This window comes from Aeromonas sp. S5(2024), from assembly GCF_041403025.1.
GTDB classification, from domain to species: Bacteria; Pseudomonadota; Gammaproteobacteria; order Enterobacterales; family Aeromonadaceae; genus Aeromonas; species Aeromonas hydrophila.
The window spans coordinates 185,887-205,113 of sequence record NZ_JBGLRI010000002.1 but is presented as its reverse complement, the minus strand read 5'-3'; the positions used below and the strand labels follow the sequence as shown (position 1 = coordinate 205,113).

Annotated in this window: 15 protein-coding genes; 7 read left to right on the top strand and 8 right to left on the bottom strand. The window is 58.3% G+C overall.

Translation table 11 applies throughout. The features are described from left to right. Window positions 1-96: 96 nt before the first annotated feature. Window positions 97-2,871, top strand: coding sequence for an insulinase family protein (locus tag ACB032_RS04735; RefSeq protein WP_371137476.1), 2,775 nt, complete (start codon window positions 97-99; stop codon window positions 2,869-2,871). A gap of 308 nt (window positions 2,872-3,179) precedes the next feature. On the opposite strand, the gene ACB032_RS04730 is transcribed toward ACB032_RS04735, so the two are convergent. Together ACB032_RS04730 and ACB032_RS04725 are read right to left on the bottom strand one after the other, a co-directional pair. Next, window positions 3,180-3,833, bottom strand: coding sequence for a thiopurine S-methyltransferase (locus ACB032_RS04730; RefSeq protein ID WP_371137475.1), 654 nt, complete (start codon window positions 3,831-3,833; stop codon window positions 3,180-3,182). A 215-nt stretch (window positions 3,834-4,048) separates the two neighbouring features. Then, the gene (locus tag ACB032_RS04725; protein ID WP_371137474.1) at window positions 4,049-5,398 is read right to left on the bottom strand and encodes a leucine-rich repeat-containing protein kinase family protein; all 1,350 of its coding nucleotides are present in this window, start codon (window positions 5,396-5,398) and stop codon (window positions 4,049-4,051) included. A gap of 324 nt (window positions 5,399-5,722) precedes the next feature. Between ACB032_RS04725 and ACB032_RS04720 the strand changes: the two genes are divergently transcribed. Continuing rightward, window positions 5,723-6,487, top strand: coding sequence for an SDR family oxidoreductase (locus tag ACB032_RS04720; RefSeq protein ID WP_201355901.1), 765 nt, complete (start codon window positions 5,723-5,725; stop codon window positions 6,485-6,487). A 51-nt stretch (window positions 6,488-6,538) separates the two neighbouring features. Beyond that, window positions 6,539-7,366 (top strand): bifunctional transcriptional activator/DNA repair enzyme AdaA, encoded by an 828-nt coding sequence (locus ACB032_RS04715; RefSeq protein WP_371137473.1) that lies wholly within the window; start codon window positions 6,539-6,541, stop codon window positions 7,364-7,366. 406 nt (window positions 7,367-7,772) lie between these two features. Here ACB032_RS04715 and ACB032_RS04710 read toward each other — a convergent pair whose 3' ends face one another. From ACB032_RS04710 to guaB, 6 genes are all read right to left on the bottom strand, one after another. Next, window positions 7,773-8,690 carry a phage exclusion protein Lit family protein gene (locus tag ACB032_RS04710; RefSeq protein WP_371137472.1) on the bottom strand — a complete coding sequence of 306 codons (918 nt, stop codon included), beginning with the start codon at window positions 8,688-8,690 and terminating at the stop codon, window positions 7,773-7,775. A 147-nt stretch (window positions 8,691-8,837) separates the two neighbouring features. After that, a complete protein-coding gene (locus ACB032_RS04705) occupies window positions 8,838-9,374 on the bottom strand; it encodes a hypothetical protein (RefSeq protein WP_371137471.1) in 537 nt (178 codons plus the stop codon). 91 nt (window positions 9,375-9,465) lie between these two features. Further along, window positions 9,466-10,257, bottom strand: a complete 792-nt coding sequence (locus ACB032_RS04700; RefSeq protein ID WP_371137470.1) for a hypothetical protein — start codon at window positions 10,255-10,257, stop codon at window positions 9,466-9,468. 522 nt (window positions 10,258-10,779) lie between these two features. Further along, on the bottom strand, window positions 10,780-11,052 hold the full coding sequence (locus ACB032_RS04695) for a hypothetical protein (RefSeq protein WP_371137469.1): 273 nt from the start codon (window positions 11,050-11,052) through the stop codon (window positions 10,780-10,782). A 378-nt stretch (window positions 11,053-11,430) separates the two neighbouring features. After that, the gene (gene guaA / locus ACB032_RS04690) at window positions 11,431-13,020 is read right to left on the bottom strand and encodes a glutamine-hydrolyzing GMP synthase (protein ID WP_371137468.1); all 1,590 of its coding nucleotides are present in this window, start codon (window positions 13,018-13,020) and stop codon (window positions 11,431-11,433) included. A gap of 83 nt (window positions 13,021-13,103) precedes the next feature. Continuing rightward, window positions 13,104-14,567 carry an IMP dehydrogenase gene (guaB, locus tag ACB032_RS04685; protein ID WP_011705859.1) on the bottom strand — a complete coding sequence of 488 codons (1,464 nt, stop codon included), beginning with the start codon at window positions 14,565-14,567 and terminating at the stop codon, window positions 13,104-13,106. A gap of 465 nt (window positions 14,568-15,032) precedes the next feature. On the opposite strand from guaB, the gene ACB032_RS04680 reads away from it, so the two are divergent. The 4 genes from ACB032_RS04680 to ACB032_RS04665 all read left to right on the top strand — a co-directional run bounded on the left by ACB032_RS04680 (window position 15,033) and on the right by ACB032_RS04665 (window position 19,100). Next, window positions 15,033-16,901, top strand: coding sequence for a potassium transporter Kup (locus ACB032_RS04680; protein WP_323970848.1), 1,869 nt, complete (start codon window positions 15,033-15,035; stop codon window positions 16,899-16,901). A 251-nt stretch (window positions 16,902-17,152) separates the two neighbouring features. Beyond that, a complete protein-coding gene (locus ACB032_RS04675; protein ID WP_371137467.1) occupies window positions 17,153-17,923 on the top strand; it encodes an energy transducer TonB in 771 nt (256 codons plus the stop codon). Between the two features lie 2 nt (window positions 17,924-17,925). Beyond that, the gene (locus ACB032_RS04670) at window positions 17,926-18,681 is read left to right on the top strand and encodes a MotA/TolQ/ExbB proton channel family protein (protein WP_371137466.1); all 756 of its coding nucleotides are present in this window, start codon (window positions 17,926-17,928) and stop codon (window positions 18,679-18,681) included. Next, window positions 18,681-19,100, top strand: coding sequence for an ExbD/TolR family protein (locus ACB032_RS04665; RefSeq protein WP_371137465.1), 420 nt, complete (start codon window positions 18,681-18,683; stop codon window positions 19,098-19,100). The genes ACB032_RS04670 and ACB032_RS04665 overlap by 1 nt, the downstream gene beginning before the upstream one ends. The last annotated feature ends 127 nt before the right edge of the window (window positions 19,101-19,227 follow it).

Here is a 19,227-nt window from a genome sequence, read left to right as displayed (position 1 = left end):
AATTGCGCTACCTCTCAGAAAAGGGTTTGCCTCACCGGGTAGCGGGGTCGATAATCATGTTTAAATTCAAATAAATCCAACAAGAGTCACGCGCCAATGAGCCCATATGCCAGTCCCAACGACCATCGGCAGTACCACTATCTGGAGCTGGCAAACCGGCTCAGGGTCTTGTTGATCTGCGATCCCGACACCGACAAGTCTGCCGCCTCCCTGGCCGTCAACACCGGCCACTTCGACGATCCGGCGGACCGGCAGGGGATGGCTCATTTCCTTGAGCATATGCTGTTCCTTGGCACCTGCACCTATCCCAAACCTGGTGAATACCAGCAATTTATGAGCCGTCATGGCGGCAGCAACAACGCCTGGACCGGCACCGAGTTCACCAACTTCTTCTTCGAGATCGACAACGGCTTCTTCGAGGCCGGGCTGGATCGCTTCTCCCAGTTCTTCATCTGCCCCACCTTCGATCCCGAGTGGGTGGACAAGGAGCGCAACGCGGTCGACTCCGAATACCGCCTCAAGCTGCAGGACGACGTGCGCCGCAGCTACCAGGTGCATAAGGAGACGGTCAATCCCGCCCACCCCTTCGCCAAATTCTCGGTGGGCAATCTGGATACCCTGGCCGATCTGCCCGGTCGGGATCTGCGCTCCGACCTCATCCGGTTTTACGAAACCCACTACAGCGCGGATCGCATGGCGCTGGTGATGATCTCGCCAGCCACCATCGAGACCCAGCTCGGCTGGTGCGATCGCTTTTTCGCTCCCATTTTGAATCGCAATTTGGGAACGCCAACCCTCGAGATGCCCCTCTACCGGCTCGATGACCTGGGCATTCGCATCGAGATCAACCCGGTCAAGGAGACCCGCAAGCTCGCGCTCACCTTCCCGTTGCCCAACGTGGATGAGTATTACGACAAGAAACCCCTCACCTTCCTGAGCCACCTCATCGGCTACGAAGGGGACGGCAGCCTGCTCTCCCTGCTCAAGGCGAAGGGCTGGGTCAATCAGCTCTCCGCCGGCGGCGGCATCAGCGGCGCCAACTTCAAGGATTTTGGCGTCAACTTCGGGCTGACCCCGCTCGGGCTTGAACACGTCAACGAGATAGTGGCGGCCCTGTTCGGCTACTTGAAGCTCATCGAGCGCGGCGGGGTGGAAGCCTGGCGCTATGAAGAGAAGCGCACCGTGCTTGAATCCGCCTTCCGCTTTCAGGAGCGGGGCCGGGCGCTCGACACCGTCTCCGGGCTGGTGTTGAACCTGTTCAGCTATGCTCCCGATGACCTGCTCTACGGCGACTACATGATGCGCGCATACGACGAGCCGCTCATTCGTCGCCTGCTTGCCAAGCTCACCCCCCACAACCTGCGCCTGACCATCACGGCGCCGGAGCTCGGCACGGACCGGCTGGCCCGCTGGTATCAGACCCCCTACAGCGTGGCCACCATCACCGAGGCGGAGAAGATCCGCTGGCAGCAGAGCGAACCGGATCCGGCGCTGGCCCTGCCGCTGCCCAACCCTTTTATCAGCAACCGGCTCGACGTGCGCACGCCCGAGCTCACCGCAGACATGCCCGCCTGCCTCATTGATCGGCCCGGCTTTCGGCTCTGGCACCTGCACGAGCATCAGTTCAGCGTGCCCAAGGGCAACCTCTACATCTCCATCGACAGCGAGCATGCGGTCAAGAGCCCGCGCCACATCGCCATGGCACGCCTCGCGGTAGAGCTGCTCACCGACCACCTCAACGCCCTCACCTACCCGGCGGAGCTGGCGGGGCTCGGTTACCAGATTTATGCCCACCAGGGCGGCTTTACCATCAACCTGAGCGGCTTTGCCGACAAGCAGCCGTTGCTGCTCGACATGATCCTCGGCAACCGTACTCTGGGTTACCCGGATCCGGCCCGCTTTGCCGAAATCAAAGAGCAGCTCATTCGCAACTGGGACAACCAGTCCAAGGCGCGCCCCATCTCCCAGCTGTTCAACCAGCTCACCAGCCTGCTGCAGCCCAACAACCCCCCGTTCGAGCAGTTGCTGCGCCACCTGCGCAGCGTCGAGCTGGGCGAGATGCCTGCCTTCGTGGCCAGCCTCTTTGCCGAGGTGCACGTAGAGACCCTGGTGCACGGCGACTGGACCGCCGCCGAGGCCCTCGAGCTTGCCGCCCTGCTGGAGAGCCACCTCGGCGTCAACAGCCAGCCCAGTGCCGAGACCCGTCGCCCGCTCATCTCCATTCAGGACAGGGGCACCCTCATTCGCGAACAGGGCTGCGAGCATGAAGACTCGGCCCTGCTGGTCTACTACCAGTCGCGCACCACCCGGGCGCGGGATCTGGCCTGCTTCACCCTGGCCAACCACATCATGTCCTCCACCTTCTTTCACGAGCTGCGCACCCGTCAGCAGCTCGGTTACGTGGTGGGGGCCGGCAATCTGCCCCTCAACCGCCATCCCGGCCTCATCTTCTACATCCAGTCGCCGGTGGCCGGGCCGCAGATCCTGCTGGATGCGGTGGAGGAGTTCATCGACCTGTTTCCGCTGGCCATGCTCGAGCTCACCGCCCGCCAGTGGCAGGACAGCAAGGCGGGCCTGCAGGCCCAGCTGAGCGAGCGGGATGCCAACCTGCGCAGTCGCGGCCAGCGGCTTTGGGTCAGCATCGGCAACAAGGATCTCGGCTTTGATCAGCGCGAGAGGGTGTGCGAGGAGGTGGGCAACCTGAGCCGCGCCGATCTGGTGCGCTTTATCACCCAGCTGAGATCGAGAACGTCGGATCGGCTGATCCTCTGCAGCTATGGCCAGGGCCACGAGCACGACGAGCGCATCACCGGCCAGTTCATCGACGACCCCCGCGCGTTCCGGCTCAATGCCGCCACCTTCGAGGCCTGATCAGGCCGCCTGTTCCCCTTCTTGCAGCCAATAAAAAGCCGACCCCGTGGGGTCGGCTGGAAAAACCATAATCAATTGCGACCAGAGCCGCCAAAAGTGAACATGAGCGTGAAAATCAGACACTGAGTTGATGGTCGGCGGGCAGTCCCAAACCAGAGCGCGCCTGCCGATGACAACAGTGATTGAGAAACAGGCTCATCTTAGGCACTCCCCTCCCTTGTCACGTTGATCTATGTCAAAGGAGGTAATAAAGAGTCAACCAGCTGCAGTTTTATGGCGAATTTTATCGCCTCAGCTCACGCTTTTGGTCAAGCCTCTGGACGGCGCACCAGCCGGTAGGCCACCTCGTCGAAGTAGGAGAGCTGGCCCGACAGCACCCTGGGGTGATCGAGCTCGGCCGCTCGCCCCAGCACCTCGACCTGGAAGTGGCGCTCGAACAGGGTGCGCACCTCCATCTCCCCCACCGAGAACGGCGGCTGGCGCTGCTGCTCCGGCTGATATTCCAGAGTCACCAGCAGGACCTGGCCACCCGCCTCGATAAGTCGGCTCATCAGCTCGGCATATTGACGGCGCATGGCGGTCGGCAGCGCGATGAGGGCCGCCCTGTCATAGGCCAGCCGATAGCGGCGGCCAAGTTCGGGGGCGGCGAAAAAATCCCCCTCATAGATGCGCAGGCTGTCGTGCTGATGGCATTGATAGGGCCCCTCGGCACTCACCGTGTCGCTCAGCTTGTTCTCGCTGAAAAAGCTGTTGATGGCGACGGACGAGAGCTCGAACCCGTCGACCGGATGGCCCTGCCCGCTCAGCCAGAGCATGTCGCGGGACTTGCCGCACAGGGGCACCAGCACGGGTTCGCCCTGCTGCTGGGCCGACCACCAGGATTGCAGCCAGCGATTGAAATCCGCCTGATGAAAGCCGATCCGGTTCTCTTCCCAACGCTGATGCCAAAATGCCGCTTCCATCCGGTAACCCCTGTCATGTAAAGATGCCTCAATATCACAACTTAGCCCGCTGCACGCAAGCACCAACAAGGCGGCAGCCACAACTTTTGCCCAAAAAAGCGGAACAAAACAAAAAAGGGCCCGAAGGCCCCCTTTTGACATCTTTTTGTCATCCACTCCGGCTCTTTTTCGCCTGCTTTGCGCCTGCTACTACAGCGACGGCAGGGCGAGTCGGATCACAGCAAAACTGGCTCGGCGCAGATGACCGGCGCCACCGCAGCCAGCCTGGCCGCAATCTCGGCAAAGTCGGGGCGCGCCGCCACCACCTCGGCAAGACAGTCATACACCAGCACATGCAGGACATCCAGCCTGTCATCACGGGGAGCACAGCGGGCCAGCAGCTCTTCCAACAGGCAGCCGAAGGCTCTCACTTCCAGGCGCTCCAGCAAGCCGGCCAGCTCACCATCGGTTCGCTCATAACAGGAGGCGGCGCCGAAATCCCCGAGCAGCAGCCGGCCCTCCCCTTGTGAGGCGTACAGCATGTTGTGGGCGTAGAGATCGCCGTGCAGGATGCCGCGCCCGTGCAGATGCAGCGCGGCGCTCGCCACCCCCTGCGCCATGGTCAGCAACGCAGCCGGGGTAAAGCGGGCATCGGCTTGATAGATGTCGCGAGTGCAGGAGTCCAGGCTCGGCGGTCCCGCCAGGTTGATAAAATCAGGGTCTATCAGCGCCATCACCAGCGCCGGAATGCCGGAGGGGTGATCGCCCACCCGCCCCTCGACCCCGACCAGATGGGGATGACGACCAGCCGCCAGCGACACCGCCAGCTCACAGCGGGGCAGCCCATCACTGGTCACGGCCCCCTTGAAGCATTTGACCGCCACCGCCCGCGGCCCTGCCGGTGTGGCCAGCTCGGCGCGATGGATGACACCGGATGCCCCCTGCCCCAGCAGCTCGCCCACCGTCAGCGCAGCCCACGGAATGTCGGCTACCGAGGCGCACTGACCCAGCCGCTGCTCCTGCTTGTCGCTGAAGAGGTTGCCCGCATACGCCAACCAGGCAAGACGCGGCAGCCTCGCCAGCCAATCCGGCAGCGCGTCGAGCCGGTTGGCGGCGATGCGCACCAGCTCCAGACGCTGGCAGTTGGCAAGGGCCACCGGCAACTCGCGCAGGCGATTGCCCGAGAGCATCAGCTTTTGCAGGGCGCCGCACTGACCCAGCTCATCGGGCAGCTGCTCCACCGCGTTGTCGGTCAGGATCAACCAGCGCAGCCCCGCCGGCAGCGACGCGGCGGGCACAGTGGCGATCTTGTTGGCTTTGAAGCCCACCATGGTGAGCGCCGGACAGCGCCCCAGCACCTCGGGCAGCTCGGTAAAGCGGTTCTCGGAGCAGAAAATGATGCGCAGCTTGCTGAACTCGGCCAGCTCGTCAGGCAGCCGACTCAACTGGTTACCGGTGAGATCCAGCACCTCCAGCGTCTCTTTGAGACTAAAGATCTCGGGTGGGAACACCGTCAGGTTTTCGGCGAGTTTGAGGTGGCGGGCGCCGCAGAGTTTACCTGCGCGCAGCTGTTCCAGGGTATGCATGACATCGTCTCTATCGGGGTGGCCGGCTCGCGGCCAGCGGCGCTGCCGGTAGTTGGCCCAGCAGTCAAACCGGCAGTCAAAAAATGAGGGGGCATTATAGAGAATGACGGCCGAAGATCCCCTGTTTTGTTGCCGCAAGGACCGGTATCAGCGCGCAGCAAAGCGGCATGGGGGCAAAGAGAGCAAGATCCGGGTCGTCTCTGCGAGGGCCTGTTGCCATAGTGGAGCCGAACCATCGTGGGGTCGAACCCATTGAGGTTTCAACCCACTGCCAACACTGTGCGCCACTTAGCTGGCGCACAACACACCTGCGAGGGAACTGCCATGTCATCACTGTCCAACAAGGTCGCCATCATCACCGGCGCCAGCTCCGGTATCGGCCGCGCCAGCGCCATCCTGTTTGCCCGGGAGGGGGCCAGCATCGTCGTCGGCGCCCGCCGCCAGCCCGAGCTGGATCTGCTGGTGGAGGAGATCCGCCATGAGGGGGGCCAGGCGGTAAGCCTGGCGGGGGATGTGAAAAGCGAAACCTATGCCCGCGCCCTGGTGGATCTCGCGCTGACCCGTTTCGGCGGGCTCGATATCGCCTTCAACAATGCCGGCACCATGGGGACACCGGGCAGCGTGCCAGCGCTTGAACTGGCGCAGTGGCAGGAGACCCTGGATACCAACCTCACCAGCGCCTTTGTGGGGGCCAAGTACCAGATCCCCGCCATGCAGGCACGCGGCGGCGGTTCGCTTATCTTTACCTCCACTTTCGTCGGCCATACTCTGGGGCTGCCCGGCATGGCGGCCTATGCCGCGAGCAAGGCGGGCCTCATCGGCCTGACCCAGGTGCTGGCTGCCGAATATGGGGCACAAGGGGTGCGGGTCAACGCCCTGCTGCCGGGGGGCACCGACACCCCCATGGGACGGGCCTTTACCGATACGCCGGAAAGCCTCGCCTTTGTGCAGAATATGCATGCCCTCAAACGGCTGGCCCAACCGGAGGAGATCGCCCGCTCAGCCCTTTATCTCGCGTCCGATGCATCCAGCTTTACCACCGGCATTGCCCTGCTGGCCGATGGTGGGGTATCTATTTGTCGCACATGACCTTGTCGCACCCAAGATCCTGCGGCTGCAAACCTATCGTGAGAGCGCCTTATGTCTGATTACGCCCGCATCGCCGATGCCATCCGTTTTATCGCAAGCCAGGTGGCGCGCCAGCCCACCCTGGACGAGATAGCAGCGCACGTGCACTTAAGCCCCTTTCACTTCCAGCGGCTGTTCAGCCGCTGGGCAGGGGTAACGCCCAAACGCTATCTGCAGGTACTGACCCTGGAGCGGGCCAAGGCGCTGTTGCAGGAGTCGCGCCCGCTGCTGGAGGTGGCCGATACCCTGGGCCTGAGCAGCGGCTCGCGGCTCTACGATCACTTCGTGCAGCTCGAGGCGGTGACGCCGGGCGAGTACAAACAGCGCGGGGCCGGGCTGATCATCGATCACGGGGTGCACGACACCCCCTTCGGCCAGGCGTTTGTCGCCCTGACCCCGCGGGGGGTATGCAACTTCTCGTTTCTCGATGACCAGGCCCCACAGACGCCGCTGACCACCCTCGCCCACAACTGGCCAGAGGCGGAGCTGCGAGAATCGCCATCACGCATCCAGGGGGTCATCCACACCATGTTCGACAGCAGCAAGGCACCGGATCGCCCCATCTCCTTGCACGTGAGCGGCACCAACTTTCAGATCAGCGTCTGGCGGGCGCTGCTGCAGATCCCGCCCGCCAAGGTGGTGAGCTACGCCCAGGTGGCAAGCGCCGTCGGCAACCCCAAGGCCGCCCGCGCCGTGGGGCTGGCGGTGGGTGCCAACCCCGTCGCCTTGATGATCCCCTGCCACAGAGTCATCCAGCAAAACGGCAAACTCGGCGGCTATCACTGGGGCGAGACCCGCAAACAGGCGATACACGCCTGGGAAGCGGCGAGGTATGAGTGAGATAGGGTCGTGATGCTCTGCCTGACAGGGGAAACACAGAACCTGCAGGTCAAAAGGCAACAGACCATCAGATATCGCCGGACAGTCACTCGGCGATATCTGATGGTCTGTATGAGAGAAATTTAGAGGAGGAAAGCCCCCCTTTGCAACTTTGTCACGGGCACGATAGTGTTCGGATATCCATGTTCCGCGACCACAAAGGTTTTAAAAGCAAAGCCAATGCAGTACGGCTGACCCAAGATCATTAACACCTTGTGTGCCCATAATTCTCGTTTATGTAGCCTAACGCCTTGTTAAGGTATAAGGCACGCAATACCAACACTTCTGAATACCACCTTAACCACTAGACCTAACGCATGGTAAAAATGTCACGCGTACCGAATCACTCTTAAACAATTTGTTAACTTTAATCAAGTTGATGGGAGAGGGATTCAAAGAGACTCTTAAATGTTGGCTTTTCTTCCCAAGCCAACTCAACTGAATAGTTTGTTGACCATAAACCTAAAGCCGCACATGCTATTAACCAAGCTGTATCATTATCATCCACTTGGAATTCATTTAAAGCGTTCATGATGCGTAAATCTGAATCTGGATGAATTTTGTTAGATACTTTTGACTTAAAAAATAGAAGAGACGATAAAGCAATCGAAACTCCGTATTTTATCGCGGCCTCATTATTTAGATATATACCTTCAGAAAATAACCTAACTGCATTCGCGTCTGCTTGCTGTTCAAATTCCATCTTCTCAAGAACTGTCAGGAACCCATTAGATGATTCATAAGATTTACAATGACCTAAGTCCACATGTGAGTACTCGTGGCACAAAATAAAATTCAATCCATATAGGAAGAGTTCATTTGTTTTCTCGATATCTGCGGCTAGGTTTAAATCGTAAACCTCTGGATTGGGAAGATTATTTTTATCCCAATCATGATAACCGTCGATTAAACTCAAGGCATAGTCAAAAGTTTTATCTGCCCACTTCTTTTTTTCGTTGTCATCCTCGAGCTTTCCAGAAAGGATTAGATCTGTGTATATATATAAACTAAATGTCACACACCATAAATATGCTAAAAATGTTTCATGAATATTTATTTCTTTTGACGAACTGTATACAAAAGGACCTTTGACTTTTTCTCCTTTTTGAGAGCTTATATTTACCTTGTAAATAATTTCTGTTTTTAGTCCTTTACTCCTCACAGTCTCCAACGTGTCATTTAGAAAGTTAGAAGTTGTATTCTCAAACTGCGCAATAATATTATGTTGCAGAACCCGGATAGGTAAATGCCCTTTGTGACTTCTATTGTAGTGATTAACCTTCATATTTTCCCTTTAAAGATAATGTCTTGTTAAGGTGTGTGCAATACCAAAGCCACCGGATGCCACCTTAAACACTTAAATCAACGCATGGTAAAAATGCCACACGTTGCGAATCCATCTTAAATGGCTTGTTATGTTATCATCTAGTTTTCATTCTAATTTTTGATTTAAGCGATCTGAAACACTCTTTGATACACCTAACCACTCCATTGCTTCAGCCTTAGTAAGATCAATTCCACTCACATGCACAATTTCATTTCTTAAACGATATATCTTCAAGATTAAATCAGCTAAACCACTGTCAATTTTATCTGAATTTTGTAATTGCTTAACCAATTTGTAAATTGGCTGACGTTTGCCATCGGAACCCTTAGTTATAAGGATATTCTCGATGTTTTGCCAAGACTGTAAAAAAGCCCATTCAGGTGCCATCTGCACTAACTCCAAATCACTAACACTATAAACAGAGCTAGGATAAGCAATCGTAATTCCGAGTTCTATTGCATCACCTTTGACCTCATCAATAGCTTCAATAAGATCAATTTCCATATCGCCATACTTTGCTTTTTTAACTCGCTGTAATAATTTGGATACATCTTTCTTGAAATAAAACAATGCGCCTACGACTACTGCAGGCCAAACCAAATGCCCCACAAGATCAACAACTAACTTAAAATAATCGATCATTTATTTTTCCACTTGAGTAACATGACACCGTGCTCTACGGCAAGTTTGGAGCGAAGCGGAAAATTGTCCGACAGCAGCACTTTGTTAGTGCCTATTGCTCAGGTGTGATAAACACAGTCACCGGAACGCCATTAATTTCTTTTGTAAGGTCACTTTCAATCCCTCGGGGATTTGCGACACGCCCTTCCGGATCATAAACAAAGCATACTAAAGTGTTACAATCCGGATGGGCTTGATATCGCTGCGAGTCGATTATAAGCTGCTCACCAACGTCTTTTGCAGATAAACCCTGTCTAGTCTTCTTAATCTCGATAATTATTTTTTCTTGCTTAAGTAAAAAATCAACTCGCGACGAAGCCCCCGCGTAACTTGGTGTATACTCCTCAGCCCTTACATCATCAAAATAGATTCGTAATAGAGAATGAAAAAGGTCTTGAACATCATATTCATCTTCTATTTCGATTGTTTTTCTCGAACCGTGTCTAGATCGAAGCTGTCGCGCTACTCTGTGGAATCGGCGAATTAGCAATTCAACTTTATCAATAGCGGACAATTCTTGCATATGAGACTCTGGTTCATCCTCCCAATACTCTTTAACCTCATCAATCAGTGACTCCAATACAGAGATAGCATTTCTTACCCCACCACGATAGGCATTTTCAAATGAGGAATCTGGAGTCCCTGATGTAAACATCATTAATGAATAGTGAATGTCTGTAAAATCTTTCAAATGCCTAGTTCCCTCACCAAAAATACGCTCTATAGCCACTTCCGTATCTCGATGCCATTTTTTGAATTCTTGACTCCCTCTTGGCATGCTAGCTAATTGAGCTGCTCTCGCCTTTAAACTATCTAGCCTTTCAACTGCTTCAGCTTTGTTCAATGCTTATTCTCCTTGAACACTAACAATGATTAGAAAGAAGGCGATACTAATCCAATAGCAGAACCTTCCGTATAACTCTGCTTCATCTTCATAGCCACATAAAAATCATTTTAAATCATTGCATTAAAAAAATTTCACTGGTATCTGACCGTATTAGCGTCCATCCACTATGGCGCTCGATATGCTCATGCCAGTACCGAATTACAGCCAAGCTACCGCACGACAGCCACCAGTTTGCTGCTTTTGATCCACGCGATGTATCTGGCCTGATTCATTGGTGACTCCAAAGAGACCATATCCAGACGGATATCTTAGCCAGCAAGGCAGATAAGCAAAAGCGGATGATGATAATTTTCTGAGCAAGATCAATAAATTAATCGATAAGTTTCCATGCTGGCAGCACATCAGAAGCGCTGGATTATAGATAAAGAAAAGACGCCCTCGGGCGTCTTTTCTTTTTTATGAGGTGTGAGGCTAGCCGATCGGTGGCTTTGTCCTCCTCCCGGCTTCCCTACTACCGGATCAGATCGGGGTGATGGATGTGATATGGGCCGAGCCATCCAGGTACTGGAAGATCTGCACCACGGCTTCCCCGTGGATCGGATTGGGCAGCGGCACCGTGGTTTTGCATTTGAAACGGTAGTTGGTGCCAGCGACGACCTGGGTCGAGACTTCAAAGGGGGTGTACTGCACCCCGACAAATCCTTCCAGCGCCTGGTTGAATACGGCCTGATCTTTGGCGCTCAGCTTGTGGTAGGCAGTCCATCCGCCCAACAACACTGCTTGTTCTGACATAACAAACCCTCCGTGATCTCTTGTCCCTACTCGTTTGGCTGTTCGGGTTCCGCCCCGTTTATTCAAGTGGTGTCCGGACTCCACCGGGAGCCACACCAGATTTGGTATGTCCGGTGTCGACAGCGCACATGAAGACTTTGCTGTCGCCACCCTCCCCTGCTGCCACGACCACCACCTCACGGCGCCGGTCTCAATTGGCATGGCTGAGCCTAGTGCGAGATCCATAAAACACCCCCTGTCAGATATGACAGAGGCAGAGAGGTGAGAGAGCGGCTAGCGAGGGGAAAAGTGAGGCGCAAACGATTGGAAAAAGAAAAGACGCCGCAAGGGCGTCTTTTTTACATTTTTATGCGTGAAGGGTGAAAGGGCGTTAGCCGCTTATTCCCATTCGATAGTTGCGGGCGGCTTGCCGGAGACGTCATACACCACGCGGGAGATGCCGTTGATCTCGTTGATGATGCGGTTCGACACGTGACCCAGGAAGTCGTACGGCAGGTGGGCCCAGTGGGCGGTCATAAAGTCGATGGTTTCGACGGCGCGCAGCGCAATGACCCAGTCATATTTGCGACCATCGCCCATCACGCCAACGGAGCGCACCGGCAGGAAGACGGCGAAGGCCTGGCTGACCTGGTTGTAGAGGTCGGCCTTGCGCAGCTCTTCGATAAAGACCGCATCGGCCTTGCGCAGCAGATCGCAGTACTCTTTCTTCACTTCGCCAAGCACCCGCACGCCCAGACCCGGACCCGGGAACGGGTGACGGTAGAGCATGTCGTAGGGCAGACCCAGCTCGAGGCCAACGCGGCGCACTTCATCTTTGAACAGCTCGCGCAGCGGTTCCACCAGACCCATCTTCATCTCTTCCGGCAGACCGCCGACATTGTGGTGAGACTTGATGACGTGGGCTTTGCCGGTCTTGCTGGCGGCCGATTCGATGACGTCCGGGTAGATGGTGCCTTGCGCCAGCCAGCGGGCGTTTTTCAGCTTTTTCGCTTCATCGTCGAACACTTCGACGAAGACGCGGCCGATGATCTTGCGCTTGGCTTCCGGCTCATCTTCACCCGCCAGGGCAGAGAGGAAGCGCTCTTCGGCGTCGACCTTGACGATGTTCAGACCAAAGTGATCGCCAAACATCTCCATCACCTGCTGACCTTCGTTCAGGCGCAGCAGACCGTTGTCGACGAAGACGCAGGTCAGGCGATCGCCGATGGCGCGGTGCACCAGCATGGCAACCACGGAGGAGTCCACCCCGCCGGAGAGGCCCAGGATCACCTCGTCGTCACCCACCTGCTCACGGATGCGGGTAACGGCGTCGTCGATGATGGTGGCCGGGGTCCACAGGCATTCGCAGCCACAGATGTCTTTGACGAAGTGCTCCAGCATGCGGGCACCCTGACGGGTGTGGGTCACTTCCGGGTGGAACTGCACACCGTAGAAACGCTTGGCTTCGTTGGCCATGGCGGCGTGCGGGCAGGTGGCGGTCTGGGCGATGGTGGTGAAGTCAGCCGGGATGGTGGTGACCTTGTCACCGTGGCTCATCCACACATCCAGCAGCGCATTGCCGTTGTCGGCGATGGCATCTTCGATGTTGCGCAAGAGGGCACTGGTCTTGCCAGAGTTGCCCAGCACTTCCACCTTGGCGTAACCGAACTCACGCTCGGTGGAGGATTGCACCTTGCCACCCAGCTGCTCGGCCATGGTCTGCATGCCGTAGCAGATGCCGAACACCGGCACGCCGGCGTTGAACACGTACTCGGGGGCGCGCGGGCTGCCCGCTTCGGTGACGGACTCGGGGCCGCCGGAGAGGATGATGCCGCTCGGATTGAACTCGCGGATCTGCTCTTCGGTCACATCCCAGGCCCACAGTTCGCAGTAGACGCCGATTTCGCGCACGCGGCGGGCGATCAGCTGGGTGTACTGGGAACCGAAGTCGAGGATAAGGATACGGTGCTGGTGAATGTCTTTAGTCATTTTATTCCTGCATCAGGCTGCTGTTGTCACAAAAAGCACGGGATAAAAAAGCGGTGGAGAAACGGGGCCGCAGCCCCGTTTTATCAGCCCATCCGATAGTTGGGGGCTTCTTTGGTAATGGTCACGTCGTGAACGTGGGACTCTTTCATCCCGGCGCCCGAGATGCGCACGAATTCAGCCTTGGTGCGCATGTCGTCGATGGTGGCGCTGCCGGTCAACCCCATGGAGGAGCGCAGGCCGCCCATCTGCTGGTGGATGATCTCTTTGAGGCGGCCCTTGTACGGCACGCGGCCTTCGATCCCTTCCGGCACCAGTTTGTCGGCGGCGTTGTCGGTCTGGAAGTAACGGTCGCTGGAGCCCTTGGACATGGCGCCCAGAGAGCCCATGCCACGGTAGGATTTGAAGGAGCGACCCTGGTAGAGCTCGATCTCGCCCGGCGCCTCTTCGGTACCGGCGAACATGGAGCCGACCATGACGCAGCTTGCGCCCGCGGCGATGGCCTTGGCCACGTCACCGGAGAAGCGGATGCCGCCATCGGCAATCACCGGGATGCCGGTGCCTTCCAGCGCGTCGACGGCGTCGGAGATGGCGGTGATCTGGGGCACGCCCACGCCGGTCACGATACGGGTAGTACAGATGGAGCCCGGGCCAATACCGACCTTGACGGCGTTGACGCCAGCCGCGGCCAGCGCCTTGGCACCGGCGGCGGTGGCGACGTTGCCGCCGATGATCTGCAGATCAGGATAGGCTTCGCGGGTCGCCTTGATGCGATCCAGCACGCCCTGGGAGTGGCCGTGGGAGGAGTCGATCAGCAGCACGTCCACACCGGCTTCCACCAGGGCGGCGACGCGCTCTTCGTTGCCGGCACCGGCACCGACGGCAGCCCCCACCCGCAGACGACCCTTGTCATCTTTACAGGCGTTCGGCTTGCGCTCGGCTTTCTGGAAGTCTTTGACAGTGATCATGCCCTTGAGTTTGAAGTCGGCGTTGACCACCAGCACCTTCTCGATACGGTGCTTCTGCATCAGGCCAACCACCTCTTCGCGGGGGGCGCCTTCACGCACGGTGACCAGACGATCCTTCTGGGTCATGATCTGTTCGACAGTCTGGGAAAGATCAATTACGAAGCGCACATCACGACCGGTGATGATGCCCACCAGCTGATTGCCCTCGGTCACCACCGGATAACCGGCGAAACCGTTCTTGTGGCTCAGCTCTTTGATCTGGGCGATGGTCATGTCGGGGCGTACGGTGACGGGGTCAGTGACCACGCCGCTCTCGTACTTCTTGACCTTGCGCACTTCGGCAGCCTGCTGCTCGATGGACATGTTCTTGTGGATAAAGCCGATACCGCCTTCCTGGGCCAGTGCGATAGCCAGACGGGCTTCGGTCACTGTGTCCATGGCAGCGGAGATCATGGGGATGTTCAGGCTGATGGCAGAGGTCAGCTTGGTACGCAGATCGGCAGTATTGGGAAGAACTTCGGAGTGGGCGGGAACCAACAGTACATCGTCGAAGGTTAACGCTTCTTTGGCAATCCTGAGCATGGCAATATCTCACCGTTGAGGAAGTGGGGGTGTAAAATATTGCCGACGAAGTTTACTCACGCATTGGTCACTGGTAAAGAAGTTTTTTGAATTTTTTATGGCGTTTTGGCCTTTTCAGCCGCCAAGCCGCTAAAAAACCAACATTTTCAGTCGCAAAACAGCCTTTTGGGGACAAAAGAGTTGTCTCATTACGGTTTTATGCAAAAAAGTTCCCGTTTCATTTTTTCACACAGCCCCGCTTCCCCTCCCCCGTTGCAGACCGTTTGGCCCTGGTCGAGCACACTCGACAGCAAGCTCATGCGCGCTTGGCCATCCCCCTCAAACACTAAATCCAGCAGGGCAACATCCGGGCTGTGTCACCCAACCCGGCACTCCAAACGCAGGGACCTTTTCGTGGTGCGGGTTTCCTTTGTGCCTGTGCCTGCGTATCATGATTAACAGTCTGAATTGAAATGGAATTTCATGATGAGCCACGGACACCAGCAAGGGCGCATGGCTATTACTCTGGCGGCACTGGGGGTCGTCTATGGCGATCTCGGTACCAGCCCGCTCTATGCCCTCAAGGAGAGCTTCGCTGGGCACCTGGGTCTGCAGCCCACTCCGGAGGGGATCCTCTCCATCGTCTCCCTCTTCTTCTGGACCATCATGATCGTGGTCTCATTCAAATATGTGCTGCTGGTGCTCCGGGCCGACGACAAGGGAGAAGGGGGCATCCTCACCCTCGCCTCGCTGGCCTCCCGTCGCCTCCCGGCCAGGCCACGCGCCCTGCTCATGCTGCTCGGCCTGGTCGGCGTGGGGCTGTTTATCGGGGATGCGGTGATCACCCCCGCCATCTCGGTGCTCTCGGCGGTCGAAGGGTTGCAGGTGATCACCCCGGAGCTGGCGCCGTTCGTGCTGCCCATCACCCTCACCGTGCTGGTGATCCTGTTCGGGGCCCAGCATTACGGCACCGCCGGCATCGGTCGCCTGTTCGGCCCCATCATGCTGATCTGGTTCGGGGTGCTGGCGGCGCTCGGGGCCTATGAGATCGCGCAAAACCCCGCCATCCTGCAGGCCGTCAACCCGCTCTACGCCCTCGATTTCATGGTCAACCGACCGGGTATCGCCTTCATCACCCTGGGGGCCGTCGTGCTCTGCGTCACCGGGACGGAGGCGCTCTACGCCGACATGGGCCACTTTGGCCGTGGCGCCATCCAGCTGGCCTGGGGTTCTCTGGTGATGCCCGCCCTGCTGCTCAACTACTTCGGCCAGGGAGCCCTGCTGCTGCGCAATCCCGCCGCCATCGAAAATCCCTTCTACCTGCTTGCCCCCTCCTGGCTGGCCTTTCCCCTGCTGATCCTCGCCACCCTGGCCACCGTCATCGCCTCCCAGGCGGTGATCTCGGGCACTTACTCGGTGGTGCGCCAGGCCATTTTGCTCGGCTACCTGCCCCGTCAGGAGATCCGCCACACCTCGGAGCACGAGATAGGCCAGATCTACCTGCCACTGGTGAACTGGCTGCTGCTGGGAGGCATCGTCATCGTCATCCTCTGGTTCCAGAGTTCAAGCAACCTGGCCGCCGCCTACGGCATCGCGGTGACCGGCACCATGGCGCTCACCACTTTGCTGTTGATGGTGGTGGCCGCCCGCCGCTGGAAGTGGTCGCGCTGGCTGATTGCGCTGGTGTGCGCGCCGCTGCTGCTGGTCGATGTCACCTTCTTTGCCGCCAATACCACCAAGTTTCTGGCCGGTGGCTGGCTCCCCATCCTGTTTGCGCTGCTGGCCATCATAGTGATGACCACCTGGAAGCGCGGACGGGAGCTGGTGCTCGACAAGCTGGAGCACAAATCACTGGCGCTGAAGGGGTTTGTTGACAACATGCAGGCACACCCGCCGCTGCAGGTCCCCGGCACCGCCGTGTTTCTCTCCAAATCGGTACAGGTGGTGCCCCACGCCATGCTGCACAACCTCAAACACAACAAGATCCTGCACGAACGGGTCATTTTCCTGACCGTTCAGATCAAGGATGAACCCTGGCTCTCCTTCAAGGAGCGCATCGAGCTCACCCACCTTGGCGAGGGGTTCTGGCAGGTGGTCGCCCACTTTGGCTACAAGGAGGTGCCCTCCATGGAGGAGATCTTCCAGGCCTGCGCCCAGGAGGATCTGAAGGTCACCATGGCCAAGACCTCCTTCTTCCTCTCCCATGAGAACCTGGTCAGCACCGATCTGCCCGGCATGGCGCGCTGGCGGGAGGGCCTGTTCGTCTGGATGAACCGCAACTCCCTCAAGGCGACCGACTTCTTTCATATTCCCGCCAACCGGGTGGTGGAGCTGGGGGTATTGCTGGAGTTGTGACGCATCCAGACAACAGGGGGGCAAGACCGATGCCGGCCCACACCGCTCAACCCGTTGCCAGCCGGGAACGCAGCTTGCCGACCCGGCTTCTTATTTTCTGGGAGCCGGTCTCACCACGATTAAAATGCGATTGATAATGGTTGTTGTTTGTGATTCTCATTATCAGGCATGCTAGCTGCCTGACGCCTGTTCTGGCGCCTTCACACTAGCCGTTTGAGTATGAATATGAAGACCAGGAAGGGAGACAAGTGATGGACTCCTGCAGCCCGAGACCAGCACTGCCCGCCAACGATCCCGACGCCGCCCGTCTCGTTTGCCTTGCCATCGCGATCGCCCTGCATCTTGCCGCCTTCTGGTGGCTCTATGCGCACCAGCCTGCGCCCATCACCCCGCCCTTGCCGCTGACCCTGTCGGCCCGCTGGGTTGGCGAGGCCGCAACCAATGACGCCCCCGCCCCTGCTCCCACCGCGCAGCAAGTACAAAAAGTGCCGCAAAAAGCCAAGCCGTTGCCGACACCCAAAAAACCGCCGCTCAAGCCAGTCAAGAAAAGCGTCAAGCCGGTGGTCAAACCGCTTAAAAACCGTACCCCGCCGGTGCAGCCCGCCAAGGTCATGCCGGTGAGCAGTCCGCAACCGCCGGTCACCGCGCCCGCCCCTGCCACGACGGCAACGGCCGCACAGGCAAGTGGCGGAAGTGCCAGTCAAAGTCCTGCCCGCAAGGCTGGCGGCGGCGCGGGCAACAGCGCCCCCATCGCCCGCGATGCACGGCTCAACAACCCCGAGCCCCAATACCCCTATGAGTCGAGACGACGGGGAGAAGAGGGGCGGGTCATCCTCAATGTGCGGGTGACGGCCGAGGGCACCGCCGCCTCGGTGGAGGTGGACAAGAGCAGCGGCTATCGGCGGCTGGACATGACGGCCCGCAAGACCGTCAGCCGCTGGAAATTCATTCCTGCCAAACAGAACAACGTGGCCGTCGAGGCCTCGGCAAAAGTCACCATCATTTTCAAATTAAGGGCTTGAACATGGATCCTGAAATCGCAAGCAACGGCATGGGCATCGCCCACCTGCTCAGCCAGAACAGTGGCGTGGGGCTGATCCCCTTCATCCTGCTGGTATTGATGTCCCTTGGTACCTGCTACTACGCCCTGCTCAAGAGCTACCTCGCGCAGCGGGAACAACGCTTCAACGCCCGCTTCATCGCCGATTTCTGGCAGCACGACAGCGTGCAGGAGATGGAGCGCCAGCTGGCCCACCTGCCGCCGCAGGAAGCCTATGGCCGGCTGACCGGCGCCGCGCTGGCGGCCGTGGCCCAACTGAACCGGGCCGAGGAGCGTGCGGTCAGCTGCAAGCTGGGCTCGCCGGATGAATATCTGCTGCGCGCCATGCGCCGGGCCATCACTCAGGAGCGGGTGCGGCTGGAGCAGGGGCTGGCCTTCCTCGCCTCGGTGGGTTCGGCAGCCCCCTTCATCGGGCTGTTCGGCACCGTCTGGGGTATCTACCATGCCCTGCTGGCTATCGGCGCCGCCGGTCAGAGCAGTCTGGACAAGGTTGCCGGCCCCGTGGGTGAAGCGCTGATCATGACCGGCTTCGGCCTCGCGGTCGCCCTGCCGGCCGTGCTCATCTACAACTTCTTCGTGCGGCGCAATCGCCTCAGGCTCGCGGCGCTGGAGGAGTTTGGCCACGATCTGTTCACCCTGCTGGTGACCGGCTTCGAGCAAGTCGCCACCAACAACGTCACCCCGCTGGTCGAGCGGGAAACCAGACAGGGGCGCGGCTGATGGCATTTGGCAAACTGTCGGACGAGGGGGACGATCAACCCCTCTCCGAGATCAACATGATCCCGATGATCGACGTCATGCTGGTGCTGCTCATCGTCTTCATGATCACCGCCCCCCTGCTCACCAACGCGGTCAAGCTGGAGCTGCCAGAGGCCAGCAGCCAGCTCAACCAGCCAGACAAGCAGGACATCAACCTCGCCATCGATAGGGCCGGCAAGATCTACTGGAACGATCAGCAGGTCGACGAAGCCGCCCTGCTCGCCAAGATGGAGAGCGCCGGCCAGGCCGAGGGGGAGCTGCCCGAGATCCAGCTGCGCATTGATCGCAAGGTGGAGTACGGCATCATTGCCAGGGTGATGGCCCAGGCCTCCCAGCACGGCCTGCACAAGATTGCCTTCGTGAGCCAGCCGGAGCCGTAACGCTCCCGTCACCCACACACCGGTACGCCAGGGCATGGATGCCCTGCTGCCATCCAGGCAGTTGCCAGCACAGGCACCTTGTCGGCATCATGCCGATGCAGCGCCAATATTGGCCACCATCACCTCA

What these genes read in the sequence shown, in the direction of transcription:
- ACB032_RS04735 (WP_371137476.1), top strand. Translation starts at nt 97, where the DNA reads ATGAGCCCATATGCCAGTCCCAACGACCATCGGCAGTACCACTATCTG.
- ACB032_RS04730 (WP_371137475.1), bottom strand. Translation starts at nt 3,833, where the DNA reads ATGGAAGCGGCATTTTGGCATCAGCGTTGGGAAGAGAACCGGATCGGC.
- ACB032_RS04725 (WP_371137474.1), bottom strand. Translation starts at nt 5,398, where the DNA reads ATGCATACCCTGGAACAGCTGCGCGCAGGTAAACTCTGCGGCGCCCGC.
- ACB032_RS04720 (WP_201355901.1), top strand. Translation starts at nt 5,723, where the DNA reads ATGTCATCACTGTCCAACAAGGTCGCCATCATCACCGGCGCCAGCTCC.
- ACB032_RS04715 (WP_371137473.1), top strand. Translation starts at nt 6,539, where the DNA reads ATGTCTGATTACGCCCGCATCGCCGATGCCATCCGTTTTATCGCAAGC.
- ACB032_RS04710 (WP_371137472.1), bottom strand. Translation starts at nt 8,690, where the DNA reads ATGAAGGTTAATCACTACAATAGAAGTCACAAAGGGCATTTACCTATC.
- ACB032_RS04705 (WP_371137471.1), bottom strand. Translation starts at nt 9,374, where the DNA reads ATGATCGATTATTTTAAGTTAGTTGTTGATCTTGTGGGGCATTTGGTT.
- ACB032_RS04695 (WP_371137469.1), bottom strand. Translation starts at nt 11,052, where the DNA reads ATGTCAGAACAAGCAGTGTTGTTGGGCGGATGGACTGCCTACCACAAG.
- guaA (WP_371137468.1), bottom strand. Translation starts at nt 13,020, where the DNA reads ATGACTAAAGACATTCACCAGCACCGTATCCTTATCCTCGACTTCGGT.
- guaB (WP_011705859.1), bottom strand. Translation starts at nt 14,567, where the DNA reads ATGCTCAGGATTGCCAAAGAAGCGTTAACCTTCGACGATGTACTGTTG.
- ACB032_RS04680 (WP_323970848.1), top strand. Translation starts at nt 15,033, where the DNA reads ATGAGCCACGGACACCAGCAAGGGCGCATGGCTATTACTCTGGCGGCA.
- ACB032_RS04675 (WP_371137467.1), top strand. Translation starts at nt 17,153, where the DNA reads ATGGACTCCTGCAGCCCGAGACCAGCACTGCCCGCCAACGATCCCGAC.
- ACB032_RS04670 (WP_371137466.1), top strand. Translation starts at nt 17,926, where the DNA reads ATGGATCCTGAAATCGCAAGCAACGGCATGGGCATCGCCCACCTGCTC.
- ACB032_RS04665 (WP_371137465.1), top strand. Translation starts at nt 18,681, where the DNA reads ATGGCATTTGGCAAACTGTCGGACGAGGGGGACGATCAACCCCTCTCC.